At 66.0% G+C, this 13,943-nt stretch carries 13 protein-coding genes; 6 read left to right on the top strand and 7 right to left on the bottom strand.

Features of this window, described 5'->3' with window-relative positions; translation table 11 throughout:
* Window positions 1-32: 32 nt before the first annotated feature.
* Complete coding sequence (locus WFK98_RS00555) at window positions 33-1,280, bottom strand: ABC transporter substrate-binding protein (RefSeq protein ID WP_420909664.1); 1,248 nt, start codon at window positions 1,278-1,280, stop codon at window positions 33-35.
* A gap of 421 nt (window positions 1,281-1,701) precedes the next feature.
* Between WFK98_RS00555 and WFK98_RS00550 the strand changes: the two genes are divergently transcribed.
* The 6 genes from WFK98_RS00550 (at window position 1,702) to WFK98_RS00525 (ending at window position 7,544) form a co-directional block, all read left to right on the top strand.
* On the top strand, window positions 1,702-2,727 hold the full coding sequence (locus tag WFK98_RS00550) for a substrate-binding domain-containing protein (RefSeq protein WP_266340642.1): 1,026 nt from the start codon (window positions 1,702-1,704) through the stop codon (window positions 2,725-2,727).
* 64 nt (window positions 2,728-2,791) lie between these two features.
* The gene (locus WFK98_RS00545; RefSeq protein WP_336798927.1) at window positions 2,792-3,211 is read left to right on the top strand and encodes a lysozyme inhibitor LprI family protein; all 420 of its coding nucleotides are present in this window, start codon (window positions 2,792-2,794) and stop codon (window positions 3,209-3,211) included.
* A gap of 84 nt (window positions 3,212-3,295) precedes the next feature.
* A complete protein-coding gene (locus WFK98_RS00540) occupies window positions 3,296-4,231 on the top strand; it encodes a 2-dehydro-3-deoxygalactonokinase (protein ID WP_336798926.1) in 936 nt (311 codons plus the stop codon).
* A gap of 10 nt (window positions 4,232-4,241) precedes the next feature.
* Complete coding sequence (locus WFK98_RS00535; protein WP_336798925.1) at window positions 4,242-4,874, top strand: 2-dehydro-3-deoxy-6-phosphogalactonate aldolase; 633 nt, start codon at window positions 4,242-4,244, stop codon at window positions 4,872-4,874.
* 139 nt (window positions 4,875-5,013) lie between these two features.
* On the top strand, window positions 5,014-7,200 hold the full coding sequence (locus tag WFK98_RS00530; protein WP_336798924.1) for a right-handed parallel beta-helix repeat-containing protein: 2,187 nt from the start codon (window positions 5,014-5,016) through the stop codon (window positions 7,198-7,200).
* 140 nt (window positions 7,201-7,340) lie between these two features.
* Window positions 7,341-7,544, top strand: a complete 204-nt coding sequence (locus WFK98_RS00525) for a hypothetical protein (protein WP_266340647.1) — start codon at window positions 7,341-7,343, stop codon at window positions 7,542-7,544.
* Here WFK98_RS00525 and urtE read toward each other — a convergent pair.
* From urtE to urtA, 6 genes are all read right to left on the bottom strand, one after another.
* Window positions 7,534-8,229 carry an urea ABC transporter ATP-binding subunit UrtE gene (urtE, locus tag WFK98_RS00520; RefSeq protein WP_266340648.1) on the bottom strand — a complete coding sequence of 232 codons (696 nt, stop codon included), beginning with the start codon at window positions 8,227-8,229 and terminating at the stop codon, window positions 7,534-7,536. The genes WFK98_RS00525 and urtE overlap by 11 nt on opposite strands.
* Before the next feature lie 3 nt (window positions 8,230-8,232).
* Window positions 8,233-8,391, bottom strand: a complete 159-nt coding sequence (locus WFK98_RS00515) for a hypothetical protein (protein ID WP_336798923.1) — start codon at window positions 8,389-8,391, stop codon at window positions 8,233-8,235.
* A gap of 3 nt (window positions 8,392-8,394) precedes the next feature.
* Window positions 8,395-9,177, bottom strand: coding sequence for an urea ABC transporter ATP-binding protein UrtD (gene urtD / locus WFK98_RS00510; RefSeq protein ID WP_336798922.1), 783 nt, complete (start codon window positions 9,175-9,177; stop codon window positions 8,395-8,397).
* A 4-nt stretch (window positions 9,178-9,181) separates the two neighbouring features.
* Complete coding sequence (urtC, locus tag WFK98_RS00505) at window positions 9,182-10,342, bottom strand: urea ABC transporter permease subunit UrtC (RefSeq protein WP_266340651.1); 1,161 nt, start codon at window positions 10,340-10,342, stop codon at window positions 9,182-9,184.
* Window positions 10,343-10,514: 172 nt separating this feature from the next.
* Window positions 10,515-12,140: an urea ABC transporter permease subunit UrtB gene (gene urtB, locus WFK98_RS00500; protein ID WP_336798921.1), complete on the bottom strand. Its 1,626-nt coding sequence runs from the start codon at window positions 12,138-12,140 to the stop codon at window positions 10,515-10,517.
* Window positions 12,141-12,325: 185 nt separating this feature from the next.
* On the bottom strand, window positions 12,326-13,615 hold the full coding sequence (gene urtA, locus WFK98_RS00495) for an urea ABC transporter substrate-binding protein (RefSeq protein ID WP_420909665.1): 1,290 nt from the start codon (window positions 13,613-13,615) through the stop codon (window positions 12,326-12,328).
* Window positions 13,616-13,943 lie beyond the last annotated feature (328 nt).

Here is a 13,943-nt window from a genome sequence, read left to right as displayed (position 1 = left end):
TTCGCGTGAATGCCGGCATGCAGGGGGCTGGACTACCAGCCGCCGCCCTTGAGCTTGGTCAGCTTGGCCTCGAGCTGCTCGAGGTTGTCAGCCGCCGAACCGTTGCCGCTCAGCGTGTCATGCGTGGCGGTCCAGAAGTTGGACGACACTTCGTTGTACTTGACCTTGGCCGGAGCCGACGGACGCGGCACGGCGTTCTGGAACACTTCCTTCCAGCGCGGGATGATCGACTGCTCCTTGGCGATGTCGGCATCGTCATAGAGGGCTTGGATCGTCGGCAGGTTGGAAGCCTTCAGGGCCTTCAGCTTCTGCATTTCCGGCGAGGCGATGAACTTGACCAGCTCGATCGCTTCCTTCGGGTTCTTCGTGTACTTCGAGACGGCCAGGTTCCAGCCGCCCAGCGTGGCGGCGGACTTGGCGCCCTCACCCGAGCCGGCCGGCAGCGGCACGACGTCGAACTTGTCCTTCACGGCCGAGTCGGCGCCATTGCCGAGACCGTAGGCGTAGGGCCAGTTGCGCATGAAGACGGCATTGCCGGTTTGCCAGACGCCGCGGGCTTCCTCTTCCTGGTAGGCGAGCACGCCCGGCGGGGAGATGGTGTTGACCCAGCCCTTGGCGCGGTCGATGGCAGCCGCTGCCTGCGGGTTGTTGATCGAGATCTCGCCGTCGGCCTCGATGATCTGGCCGCCGCCGTTCGACTTGACCCACTCGAGCGCGTTGCAGGTCAGGCCCTCATAGGAGTTGCCCTGCCAGACAAAGCCCCAGATGTCCTTGTTGCCGGCCTCGCGCTCCTTGTCCTGAATCTCCTTCGCGGTCGCCGCGAGCTCGTCCCAGGTCTTCGGCGGCTGCTTGCCGTACTTCTCAAGCAGGTCCTTGCGGTAATAGAGCGCCGGCGCGTCGGTGAAGATTGGCAGCGCGACGAGCTTGCCGTTCACGGTCTGCGATTCGATGATCGACGGGAAATGCGCGCCGACCACGTCCTTGGTGGCGTCGGTCAGGTCGAGCAGCTGGTCCGACAGCTGCGGCGCCCAGATGACGTCGGTCTGGTAGACGTCGATGTCCGAGTTGCCAGCCGCAAGCCACAGCTTGTACTGACCGAACTGGTCGCTCGTCGAGGACGGCATCGGCACGATCGTGACCTTGTTGCCGGTGTTCTTCTCGAAGATGTCGAGCTGCTCGCGCAGCACGGCGAGGCCGTTGCCGGTGTCACCCGACACGATCGACAGATTGGCGGCGTTGGCGACATTGCCCATGAGGACGATGCCGGCGCCGAAAGCCATAAGCGCGGAGCGCAACTTCATTTGTAAGAACCTCCCTGAGAGACATTCCGTGACAGGAGCCTCGAAGCCGTCGCGACCGCTGGTGTCCATCACCCCCGGCGCGCCACCCCTTCTCCCCCTAAGCGCCTCGGCAAAGGCCGACGACCCCGCTTTCCTCAAAGCGCTTTGAGGTCATTCAAAGCGGCAACAAACGCCCCTGTCAACCCCGCGACGGCCGCCTGCCACCGTGCGCCGCAACAGAAATCGGTTCAAAATTCATATGATAAAACATAGCACTTAGTTGATTTATTGCAGTTTTCTGGAATAGGACACCGATGGTGCATCGCAGCATCGAACACGAACGCCCTCCGCAACCCGCCAGCCCGCTTGCGCCGTGGATTGAAAGCGCTTTGAATGCCCTTCGGGGAGGATGATTTTTCTGATGAGACTTAAGGAACTGGCGCTGCATCTCGGCCTGTCGCAGACGACCGTGAGTCGCGCGCTGAACGGCTATCCCGAGGTCAACGAGGAGACGCGGCAACGCGTGCTCGACGCGGCGCGCCGCTATGACTACCGCCCCAACGCCAGCGCCCGCCGTCTCGCCACCGGCCGGGCCGGCGCCATCGGCATCGTGCTGCCGACCGACCGCAACATGCTGCTCGATCCGCACTATATCGAATTCCAGGCCGGCCTCGGCGAAAGGCTGATGAAGGACGAGATCGATATCGTGCTGTCGCCGTCCAAGGCCGGCGACGAGATGGCGACCTACCGGCGCATGGCGATCAGCTCGCGCGTCGACGCCGTCATCGTGTCCAGCCCGACCGTCGACGATCCGCGCGTCGCGCTGCTGAACGAGCTGGGCCTGCCCTTCGTCGTGCATGGCCGGACGAACAGCCCGCTCGACTATGCCTGGCTCGACATCGACAACGAAGGCGCCTTCCGGCACGCGGCCAAGCACCTGCTCGACCTCGGCCATCGCCGCATCGGCCTGATCAACGGCGAGACCCGCCACAATTTCGCGCTCGACCGCGACCGCGGCTTCCGTCGGGCGCTTGCCGCCCATGGCGTCGAGGTCGACGAGAACCTGGTGGCGGAAGGCATCATGTCGGACGAGACCGGCTACCGCATCACGGCGCGCTTCCTGGCGCAGCGGCCGCGCCCGACCGCCCTGCTCGTCTCCTCGATGATGATGTCGCTCGGCGCCCTGCGCGCCATCCGTTCGGCAGGGCTCGAGCTCGGCCGTGACATCTCGATGATCGCGCATGACGACGTGATCCCCTTCCTCAACCCGGACGCCATGGTGCCGACCATGTCGACGACACGCTCGTCGATCCGCGCCGCCGGAACGCGGGTGGCGGAACTCCTGATGGAACTCATCGTCGAAGGCCGCTCGCCTGCCAGCATCCACGAACTCTGGCCGGTCGACCTCGTCGTCCGCGCATCCACGGGACCGGCCCCGCGGGATTGACCGCGCCACCGGTTCGGGACGAAATCCGGTTGGTTGATTTGCCTGGTGGAATGGAGCGGAACGCATGCGTCCGAGTCTGGCTGGCCTGCTGCTGATGGCGGCAGGCATCCTTTCGACCCCGGCCGTGGCGCTGGAAAGCGCCGCCGACCCGATCGACGCGGCGCTTGCCTCGTGCCTCGCCACGCCGGAAGCCGGCGAAACGGTCGGCAAGGCCGCCTGCTTCACCAGCGCTCGCGGCGCCTGGGAAAAAGAAATGACGAGCGCCTATTTCGCGCTGGCGGCGACCCTCGACGCCCGCTCGCGCGGCATCCTGCGCGGCGCGCAAAAGCAGTGGGAAGCCTATGTCGCGGCCGAACGCCGCTTCCAGGCGACATCCCGGACCCGGGCGCAGGGCGCCAACCTCGCGGCGAGCCTCGCCGCGCAGGACGCCGACCTGTTCAAGGCACGCGCCCTCACCCTGCGCAGCTACCGATCGGACGGCTAGCGGCCTGCTGTCGCCTTGACACGACGCCCCGATCCGCGAACAACCGTTCCATTCTCACCCGATTTAGAACTTACGGACCGAAAGATGCCCTCCGATCGCTTTGCCGACGCCGCTCTCATCGCCGTTGACTGGGGCACGACGCGCTGCCGCGCCATGCTGCTCGATCGCGACGGCGCCCTGCTGGCCGAGGCCGACAGCGCGGACGGCATCGGCGCGCTCGGCGGCGCCGGCCACGAGGAAGCCTTCGAGACGCTCGTCGCCAGCTGGCCGAAGCTGCCGGCGATCATGGCCGGCATGGTAGGCAGCCGACAGGGCTGGCACGAGGCCGCCTATGTCGGCGTCCCCACTTCACCGGATGCGCTGGCCGAAGGACTGCTGAAGTTCGAAACGTCCGACCATCGCCCCGTGGCGATCGTGCCGGGCCTGGTGCTCCGGTCGGAAGCGCGCGATGGCGACGTCATCCGCGGCGAAGAAACCCAGCTGATCGGCCTGATGGAAGAGGAGCCCGATTTCGAGGGCATCGCCATCCTGCCCGGCACCCATTCCAAATGGGCCGCGATCTCGAACGGCGAGATCACCACCTTCCAGACCTTCCTGACCGGCGAGATGTTCGACCTGCTGGCGCGCAAGTCGTTCCTGCGCCACTCGGTGGCGGAGGATGCCGACGACATCGCCGGCTCGCCGCATTTCGCCCTCGCCGTGAAGCGCACTATCGCGGAGGGTCTGCCCTTCCTCGGCGCCATCTTCTCCGTCCGCGTCCGCCAGCTGCTGGACGGCGTTTCCGGCGACGACAACCTCGCCTATCTGTCGGGCCTGGTCATCGGCGGCGAGATCGCTGCCGCCCGCCAGATCGGCCTGCTCGACGCCTCCCGGCCGATCCGCATCATCGGCTCGCGTACGCTCGCCCGCTCCTATCACGCCGCCTTCGCGGTCGCCGGCCACCCGGCCGACACGCGCGACGGCTCCGCCCTCGTCCGCCGCGGCCTCGTCCGCCTCGCCCGCGCCAACGGCCTCCTTTGAGATTCGGATCATGACCCATCCCCTGTTCGGCTCCCATCTTCCCATCGTCGCCATCCTGCGCGGCATCACGCCCGCCGAGGCGGACGCGGCCTTCGACGCGCTGACCTCGGCCGGGATCACGCTGATCGAGGTGCCGCTCAATTCGCCCGATCCGTTCGTCTCGATCGAGAAGATGGCGAAGCGTTCGGCCGGCCTCGCCAAGGTCGGCGCCGGCACGGTGCTGACCGAAGAGCAGGTCGCGGCGGTCAAGGATGTCGGCGGCGAGATCATCGTCTCGCCCAATGCCGACGCCGCCGTGATCCGCAAGACCAAGGCGCTCCGGATGGACTCCTATCCGGGCGTCTTCACCCCGACCGAGGCCTTCGCGGCGCTTGCCGCCGGCGCCGACGCCCTGAAGTTCTTCCCGGCCGAGCTGATCGGCGCGTCCGGCATCAAGGCCATGAAGGCGGTGCTGCCCAAGCATGTGCCGGTGCTCGCAGTCGGTGGCGCCAACGAGAACAATTTCGGCGATTACCTGCAGGCCGGCTGCGCCGGCTTCGGCATCGGCTCGAACATCTACAAGCCGGGCATGACGGCGGCCGATATCGGCGAGCGCGCGAGCAAGCTGGTCGCGGCCTTCAAGGCGGCCGCAGGCATTGCGTAACGGAATGCTACTTTTACATTAGTCAAGATCGAAAACATAAATGTTTTCAATAACTTGATTCAACCCTATACCGCCCGGCAGTCATTGCCGGGCGTTTTGTTTCAAATCCCGGCGCATTCCAGAACCGGGACCTGCAACCATGCGATCCTCCGCCATCGCCGCGCTGCTCTGCGCCGCCTCGACCCTTGCCATCACGGCCTCCGCCAAGGCCGACGCGGTTGGACCGACCGTCGAAGTCACGCTGGGCGGCGGCCAGGAAAATGGCGCCATCGGCGGCTTCGACATCTTCCTGCCGTTCGGCTTCGGCGATCGCTCCATCGGCTTCGGCGACATCCGCGGCCACATGAACAACGACCAGATGGACCAGCTCTCTGCCGGCCTCGGCTGGCGGATGAAGCTGGACGGCGTCTGGACCGTCGGCGCCTATGGCTACTACGACTATCTCCGCACCGACCGGAAGAACGAGTTCCACCAGATCTCCGCCGGCGCCGAGCTGATCTCGCGCGACATGGTGTTCCGCCTGAACGGCTACCTGCCCTTCGGCGACAAGTACGGCTCGGCCGCAGACGCCAATGCCGCGCTGATCGAGGCGGGCCGGCTGGTCTTCCGCGCCGGCCAGGAACAGGCGATGCGCGGCATCGATGGCGAGGCAGGCTTCCGCCTGCCGATGTTCGACGCCAAGTCGTCGGCGCAGATGATGCTCTATGGCGGCGGCTACTGGTATGACGGTGACCGCCTCGACGATATCACCGGCGTCAGCGCGCGCGCGGAACTGTCCTTCTCCGACCTGCCCGGCTTCAACCAGGGCTCGACCTTCAGCCTGTCGGCCGGCTTCACCTATGACAACGAGGACAAAGCCGAGGGCCTGTTCCTCGCCCGCCTGCGCATCCCGCTCGGCAAGGCGGGCCCGGCGCTCGCCGACCGCGACCCGCTGATGCAGCGCGTCGAGCGCGCCAATTTCATCCGCACCGCCGTCGGCGCCACCGGCGACGCGGAAGCGGCGATCTATGCCGATACCGGCAATATCGTTGGCAATGTCCGTACCGTTTCCGCCGCCACCGGCGACGCGGCGGCGATCAATGCGGCGATCACGGCTGCGGGCGAGAACGCCCTGATCCTCGCCGACGGCGTGATCCAGCTCGACCAGACGCTGCTGCTCTCCTCCGGCCAGTTCATCGTCGGCGGCCAGGGCGGCCTGGAAATCATCGGCGCCCGCAGCGGCGGCAAGGCGACCTTCACGCGCTCCGGCGCCGAGACGAAGCTGGTCGGCACGACGACGACGGAAGATGTGCTCGCCATGGCCGACGAGAGCGGCGCGGTCGGGCTGTCGATCCGCGGCGGCCGCGACGGCATCCTCGCGGACGGCGTCGAGACCATCTTCCTGCGCAGTCTCGACATTGCCGAGACGGCGGGCAACGGCATCCTGCTGAGCGAAGTCGACGGCGCGCTGATCGAAGGCAGCAAGATCCACGACCTGACGATCTGCACCGACAATACCGAGTGCGAGTTCTCGATCTACGATCCGGAACGCAGCGTCCCCAACACGGCGATCTCGCTGTTCTCGGCCAAGGACGTCACCATCCGCGACGTCGAGATCCGGGACGTCACCTACGGCATCTTCGCCAACGCGGCCTTCGACGAGATCGACGACTGGGAGAACGACATCTACGGCCTGCGCGCGCCGAACCCGACGACCGGCCTGACGATCGAGAACGTCTCCATCACCAATACCCGCCGCGAAGCCCTGCAGCTCGTCGGTGCCTCCGACATCGCGATCCGCAACCTTTCCATCGACAATACGGCCATGGACCGGACGATGGACCTGATCGTGATCATGTCGAGCTCCGGCATCAGCATGGACGGCCTGACGCTGGCCGGCGGCGTCAACGCGCTGCAGTTCATCGGCCCGTCGTCCTTCGCGGACCCGGCCAGCGACATCACGGTGTCCAACGTCACTATCCGCGACACCAGCCGCGCCGGCATCATGATGAACATGGGGTCCTCCAACGTGGCCTTCTCGAACATCGAGATCACCAACGCCGGAACGCACGGCGTCTACCTGTACGGCCCGTCCTTCTTCGGCGGCGCCCTCAGCGATGTCAGCTTCACCAATGTGAAGGTCGTCAGCTCGACCGACGAAGCGGTTCACCTCGCCGGCGAACTCAGCAACCTGTCCGGCAGCATCGCGGTCGGCCAGGCGCCGGCGAACTGCGTGGCAGACACCGGCACGTGGACGTCGACCACGCTATCGCAGAACAATGGCGAGACCTTCTCGGTCGGCGGCACCGTCATCCTGCCGGGCACGCTGCCGGCCGGCTGCCGCTAAGCTACGGCGGCAAAACAAAAAGCTGGGTTCACGCGCTGGAGCCTCAAGCGATTGTGAACCCAGCGTGTGACATCCGTCATAAAAACCGCACATGGTTCTGGTTAGTATCCGAACACCGAAGCGAGATCAGGAGAACCGTCATGGACGTTTCCACCGCCTGCTTCCCACGGGAGGCTTCCCTCAACGAACTGCTGCACGATCCGATCATCGGGCTCGTCATGGCCAGCGACGGCGTGCGTTCAGAGGACATTCGCGCGCTCTACAACAAGCTGGAGCGCCGCAACGAGGCAAAGCGTCAGCGCGCCCGCGACCTGGGCGCCATGGAGCGTTGCTTCATACGGTAAGATGGGCGCGGACGAGTTCCGAGCCCATTTCGGATTGCGGACCCGAGACGACGATCTCCCCGCGGTCCATCACGGCAAAATCATCGGCGAGCTCATGTGCGAAGTCAAAATATTGCTCCACCAGCAGAATGGCCATCGTGCCTTGCTGGCGGAGCCATTGGATCGCGCGGCCGATATCCTTGATGATCGACGGCTGGATGCCCTCCGTCGGCTCATCGAGGACGAGCAGTCGCGGCCGCATCACCAGCGCACGCCCGATGGCGAGCTGCTGCTGCTGGCCGCCTGACAAATCGCCGCCTCGACGGCGAAGCATATCCTTCAGCACCGGAAACAGATCGAACACATAGTCGGGAATGTTGCGTTCGCGACGCGCGAGCGGCGCATAGCCCGTCTCCAGATTCTCCTTTACCGACAGGAGCGGGAAGATCTCCCGCCCCTGCGGTACATAGGCGATGCCGGCCTTGGCCCGCTCATGCGGCGCCATGCGGCCGAGCGGCTTGCCCTCCCACAGGATCTCGCCGCCGGCGATCGGCTTCTGGCCGACGATGGCGCGGAGCAGGCTCGTCTTGCCGACGCCGTTACGCCCCATCAGGCATGTCACCTTGCCGGTCTCGGCCGAGAGCGAGACATGGCGCAGCGCCTGGGCGGCGCCATAAAAGAGATCGACATTCTTCGCTTCGAGCATCGCTCAGCCCTTCCCGCCATCCGGCAGACTTGTCGCTTTCATCCCACTCGCCGAGGCGAGCTTCCACGCCGCCGAGCGGCTCAGCTTCACCGCGCGCTCGCGCTTCGGCGGCCGCTTGTCCGGCCCCGCCTTGTCGCCGTCGCCGCGCGGATCGTCAGCCATCGCCTAGCGCCCCAGATAGACCTCGATCACCTTCGGATCGGCCGAGACCGCGTCGAGCGATCCCTCGGAAAGCACCGAGCCCTCGTGCAGAACCGTCACCTTGACGCCGAGATCGCGCACGAAGGTCATGTCGTGCTCGACCACGACGACCGATTTGGTCCTGGCGATCTCCTTCAGCAGGATCGCCGTCTGCGCCGTCTCGGCATCGGTCATGCCGGCCGCCGGCTCGTCGACGAGGAGCAGCTTCGGCTCCTGCGCCAGCAGCATGCCGATCTCCAGCCACTGCTTCTGGCCGTGCGAGAGATTGGCGGCGAACCAATGGCGCTTGTCGGCAAGGCGGATGATCTCGAGGATCTCCTCCACCCGCGCGATCTCGGCCTTCGAAGTGCGGTGGAACAGGGTGGCAAAGGGCTTGCGGACACCGGCGAGCGCCAGGTCGATATTGTCCCAGACCGTGTGACTCTCGAACACCGTCGGCTTCTGAAACTTGCGACCGATGCCGAGCGAGGCGATCGACGCCTCGTCCATGCGGGTCAGGTCGGTATCGCCGGAGAAATAGACGTCGCCGGAATCCGGCCTGGTCTTGCCGGTGATGACATCCATCATCGTCGTCTTGCCGGCGCCGTTCGGGCCGATGATGGCCCGCATCTCGCCCGGCTCGATCACCAGCGACAGACCGCGCAGGGCCTTGAAGCCGTCGAAGGAGACGCTGACGCCGTCGAGATAGAGCAGCGAATCCTTGGCTTTCGCATGCGCGACGCGGGAAGGTTCGGTGGTCACGGTCATGGCTTCACTCCGCTGCCTGGCCAGCGGCGACGCCCGGCGCCACCACATCCTCGATCGGCTTTTCAACCGGCTTCTTCTTCGCGCCCATCGCCAGCAGCGAGCCGACGACGCCCCTGGGCAGGAACAGCGTGACGAGGACGAACAGGCCGCCGAGCACGAACAGCCAGTATTCGGCGAGAATGCCGGAGGTGAACCAGGTCTTGCCGAAATTGACGAGCAGCGCGCCGACGATCGGGCCGATCAGCGTGCCGCGGCCGCCGACCGCCACCCAGATCACCGCCTCGATCGAATTGGCCGGGGCGAATTCGCCGGGATTGATGATGCCGATCTGCGGCACGTAGAGCGCGCCGGCGACGCCCGCCATCATGGCCGACAGCGTCCAGACGACGAGCTTGTAGCCCTCGACCCGGTAGCCGATGAAGCGGGTGCGGCTCTCGGCGTCGCGGACGGCGACCAGCACCTTGCCGAACTTCGAGGCGATCACCGCGCGACAGATCCAGAAGCCGATGGCGAGCGCCAGCGCCGAGGCGAAGAACAGCGCGCCGCGCGTGGCGTCGGCCTGGATGTCGAAGCCCAGGATGTCCTTGAAATCCGTTAACCCGTTGTTACCCCCGAAGCCCATGTCGTTGCGGAAGAAGGCGAGCAGCAGCGCATAGGTCATCGCCTGGGTGATGATCGACAGATAGACGCCGGTGACGCGGGAGCGGAAGGCGAACCAGCCGAACACGAAGGCGAGCAGGCCGGGCACCAGCAGCACCATGATCGCGGCGACCCAGAAATGCTCGAAGCCGGTCCAGAACCAGGGCAGCTCCTTCCAGTTCAGGAACACCATGAAATCCGGCAGCACCGGATTGCCGTAGACGCCGCGGTCGCCGATCTGGCGCATCAGATACATACCCATGGCATAGCCGCCGAGGGCGAAGAAGGCGCCGTGGCCGAGCGAGAGGATGCCGCAGAAGCCCCAGACCAGATCGACCGACAGCGCCAACAGCGCATAGGTCAGGTACTTGCCGAGCAGGGTCAGGACATAGGTGGGCACATGGAACGGGCTCGACGGGTCCGTCGCGAGGTTCAGCACGGGCAGAAGGATGCCGACGCCGAGGATGACGAGCAGGACGATCGAGGTGCGGCGGTCGAGCGCGCGCAGGACGAAGGCGGTCAGCATGGGGCAAGCCCTTTCTTCGCCTCTCCCGGAGGGAGAAGCCGGCCGAGCAGGCCGGATGAGAGTTTCCGGAACCATCCGGCGAGGCTCCTGCGCCTCGCCCGCCGGCCGTTCGCCGCCGAGTTCCTCTGCGAGGCGGAGCGAAGGACTTCCGCCGTCGCCATCATCCGGGCGATCACGCTTCCACCGCCCGGCCCTTCAGCGCGAACAGGCCGCGCGGGCGCTTCTGGATGAACAGGATGATGAAGACGAGGACCAGGATCTTGCCGAGCACCGCGCCGGCATAGGGCTCGAGGAACTTGTTGGCGATGCCGAGCGTGAAGGCGCCGACCAGCGTGCCCCAGAGATTGCCGACGCCGCCGAACACCACCACCATGAACGAGTCGATGATGTAGCCCTGGCCAAGATTGGGGCTGACATTGTCGATCTGCGAGAGCGCGACGCCGGCGATGCCCGCGATACCCGAACCGAGGCCGAAGGTGAGCGCGTCGACCCAGGGCGTGCGGATGCCCATCGACGACGCCATCGGCCGGTTCTGCGTCACGGCGCGGGTCTGCAGGCCGAAGGCGGTCCGCTTCAAGACCAGCATCAGCGCCGCGAACACGACCAGCGCGAAGACAACGATCCACATGCGGTTATAGGTGATGGTGAGGTTGCCGAGCTCGAAGGCGCCCGACATCCAGGACGGATTGCCGACCTCGCGGTTGTTGGGGCCGAACCAGGTGCGCACCGCCTGCTGCAGGATCAGCGACACGCCCCAGGTGGCGAGCAACGTTTCCAGCGGCCGGCCGTAGAGATAGCGGATCACCAGGCGCTCGATCAGCACGCCGACGAGGCCCGCGACGAGGAAGGCGAGCGGCAGCGCGATTGCCAGCGACCAGTCGAACAGGAAGGGCGCATTGTTGCGGATCAGTTCCTGCACGACGAACGTGGTGTAGGCGCCGAGCATCACCATCTCGCCATGCGCCATGTTGATGACGCCCATGACGCCGAACGTGATGGCAAGGCCGATCGCGGCGAGCAGCAGCACCGAGCCGAGCGAGACGCCATAGAGGATGTTCTGCGCGCCGTCCCAGAGCGCCAGCGTGCCGCGGATCGAGGTGAGCGCACTCGTCGCCGCCGCCTTGACCGCGCCGTCCGGCGACGAAGCCTCGATCGCCGTCAATTGCGCCAGCACGTCGCGACCGCCCTTCGCCTGCAGCACGTTGATCGCGGCGATCTTGTCGGCATCGGGTTCGTCCGACTTCAGCACCGCCGCGGCGCGCGCGAGTTGCAGCGTGGTGGCGACGCGCGGGTCGCTTTCCTTTGATATCGCCTGGTCGATCAGCGGGATCTGCGCCGGGTCGGCGCTCTTGAACAGGTCGGCGGCGGAGGCCAGGCGCCGGGCCGGATCCGGGCTCATCAGCGTCAGCGAGCCGAGCGCCGCCGTCACCGCCTCGCGAACGGCGTTGTTGACCTTGATCTTCTCGACCTCGCCGGAGGATGCGGTGCCGGCGTCCGCGCCGCTCGCGGGATCGGCGAGCTTGAAGCCGCCGTCAGCCTTGCTGGCGGCGAATACGGCGCGGTCCGACTTGCGGACATAGAGGTCGCCGGCCGTGAGCGATTGCAGGACGGGCGCCACCGCCGGATCGCCCGTCGCGGCGAGCGCGCCGACGGCGTCCTTCAGGGCGGCGTAACCGGGCTTGCCGAGCCCGTCTACCAGCGGCTTCAGATCGTCGGCGCGGGCCGCCGGAATGGCGGCGAGAACGACGAGAGCCAGGATGGCGAGAAGGGCCTTGCAGTGGGAAATGATGTCGACCACGGGTCTATCCTCAGGCTCGAAGCCTCAGTTGTCTTGAAACGGTGCGTGGTGCGAGGCGCCCGCCGGGCGGGCTCCTCTTTCTCAAAGACGGAGCGTTCCGGGAGAGCCTGGCGGCCTCCGCCCCGATCGAAGACGGGAGGCGGACGCGCCGCCTCCCGCTACCGGGTCTGGGTGGGCAGAGGAGGTCAGGAACCCTTGCCGCCACACTTGCCGGTCGCGACATTGAAGTTGCCGCAGGACATCGGGGCCCGCCAATCGGAGATCAGGTCCTTCGAGTCCGGCAGGTAGTCGGACCATTCGTCGCCAACGACCAGGCCCGGGGTCTGCCACACGACGTCGATCTGGCCGTCGTCCTGGATCTCGCCGATATAGACGGGCTTGGTGATGTGGTGGTTCGGCATGATGGTGGAGAAGCCGCCGGTCAGGTTCGGCACCGAGACGCCGATCAGGGCGTCGATGACGCTATCCGGCGAGGTTGTGCCGGCCTTCTCGACCGCCTTAACCCAGGCGTTGAAGCCGATGACGGTCGCTTCCATCGGGTCGTTGGTGGTACGCTTGTCGTTCTTGATGAACGCGCGCCACTTCTTGATGAACTCCTCGTTCTCCGGCGTATCGATCGACTGGAAGTAGTTCCAGGCGGCGAGATGGCCGACGAGCGGCTTGGTGTCGATGCCAGCCAGCTCTTCTTCGCCGACCGAGAAGGCCACGACCGGGATGTCGGTCGCCTTGATGCCCTGGTTGCCGAGTTCCTTGTAGAACGGCACGTTGGCATCGCCGTTGACGGTCGAGACGACGGCGGTCTTCTTGCCGGCCGAGCCGAACTTCTTGATCGCGGCGACTTCGGTCTGCCAGTCGGAGAAGCCGAACGGCGTGTAGTTGACCAGGATGTCTTCCTCGGCGACGCCCTTCGACTTCAGGTACGCCTCGAGGATCTTGTTGGTGGTGCGCGGATAGACGTAGTCGGTGCCTTCCAGCACCCAGCGCTTCACGGCGCCGCCTTCCTCGCTCATCAGGTAGTCGACGGCCGGGATCGCCTGCTGGTTCGGCGCGGCGCCGGTGTAGAAGACGTTGCGCTCGCTCTCCTCGCCCTCGTACTGGACGGGGTAGAACAGGATCGAGTCGAGCTCCTTGAAGACCGGCAGCACCGACTTGCGGGAAACCGAGGTCCAGCAGCCGAACACGACCGAGACCTTGTCCTGGCTGATTAGCTCGCGCGCCTTCTCGGCGAAGAGCGGCCAGTTCGACGCCGGGTCGACGACGACGGCCTCGAGCTTCTTGCCGAGCACGCCGCCCTTCTTGTTCTGCTCGTCGATCAGGAAGAGGACGGTGTCCTTCAGCGTGGTCTCGGAAATCGCCATCGTGCCCGACAGCGAATGGAGGACGCCGACCTTGATCGTGTCCTCCGCGGCGATGGCGCCGACCGTTCCGGCGCCAATCATGGCTGCCGTCGCGATCGCGCCGAACATGCGGCTCATATAGCTCATCGGTCTCAATTCCCCCTGCTCTGCCCCTTCTCCGGCCAGGGCCGGAGCGGAGCGGTTGGTTTGCGACTGCGCGAGACGAAACCGGCTCCTCGGGCGCTTCCGGCTTGGGATCCGGACCGGCGACCCGGCTCGTTCGTGGGGGAACTGTCGGACAGTTGTGGCAGTGCAGCATATACGTCGATTGACGTATGTGGATCACGACTGCCGGAGCGGGACGGGAGCGGAGGCTCGAGGAAGCCCGTCGCTCTCGGGCAGGGAAGAGCCCCGTCATTCCTGCGAAAGCAGGAATCCATGTTAGCCAGCCGAAGAGCCTCAGGCT

The organism is Kaistia sp. MMO-174 (genome assembly GCF_037147815.1).
GTDB lineage: Bacteria > Pseudomonadota > Alphaproteobacteria > Rhizobiales > Kaistiaceae > Kaistia > Kaistia nematophila.
Note: the sequence above shows the minus strand (reverse complement) of the source record. Positions and strands in the feature narration are given on the sequence as shown.

Coding starts and splice junctions, on each gene's coding strand:
- urtD (WP_336798922.1), bottom strand. CDS start 9,177: ATGACCGTGACCACCGAACCTTCCCGCGTCGCGCATGCGAAAGCCAAG.
- WFK98_RS00555 (WP_420909664.1), bottom strand. CDS start 1,280: ATGGCTTTCGGCGCCGGCATCGTCCTCATGGGCAATGTCGCCAACGCC.
- WFK98_RS00545 (WP_336798927.1), top strand. CDS start 2,792: ATGCGTCCGAGTCTGGCTGGCCTGCTGCTGATGGCGGCAGGCATCCTT.
- urtA (WP_420909665.1), bottom strand. CDS start 13,615: ATGAGCCGCATGTTCGGCGCGATCGCGACGGCAGCCATGATTGGCGCC.
- WFK98_RS00515 (WP_336798923.1), bottom strand. CDS start 8,391: ATGGCTGACGATCCGCGCGGCGACGGCGACAAGGCGGGGCCGGACAAG.
- urtE (WP_266340648.1), bottom strand. CDS start 8,229: ATGCTCGAAGCGAAGAATGTCGATCTCTTTTATGGCGCCGCCCAGGCG.
- WFK98_RS00530 (WP_336798924.1), top strand. CDS start 5,014: ATGCGATCCTCCGCCATCGCCGCGCTGCTCTGCGCCGCCTCGACCCTT.
- WFK98_RS00535 (WP_336798925.1), top strand. CDS start 4,242: ATGACCCATCCCCTGTTCGGCTCCCATCTTCCCATCGTCGCCATCCTG.
- WFK98_RS00525 (WP_266340647.1), top strand. CDS start 7,341: ATGGACGTTTCCACCGCCTGCTTCCCACGGGAGGCTTCCCTCAACGAA.
- WFK98_RS00550 (WP_266340642.1), top strand. CDS start 1,702: ATGAGACTTAAGGAACTGGCGCTGCATCTCGGCCTGTCGCAGACGACC.
- urtC (WP_266340651.1), bottom strand. CDS start 10,342: ATGCTGACCGCCTTCGTCCTGCGCGCGCTCGACCGCCGCACCTCGATC.
- WFK98_RS00540 (WP_336798926.1), top strand. CDS start 3,296: ATGCCCTCCGATCGCTTTGCCGACGCCGCTCTCATCGCCGTTGACTGG.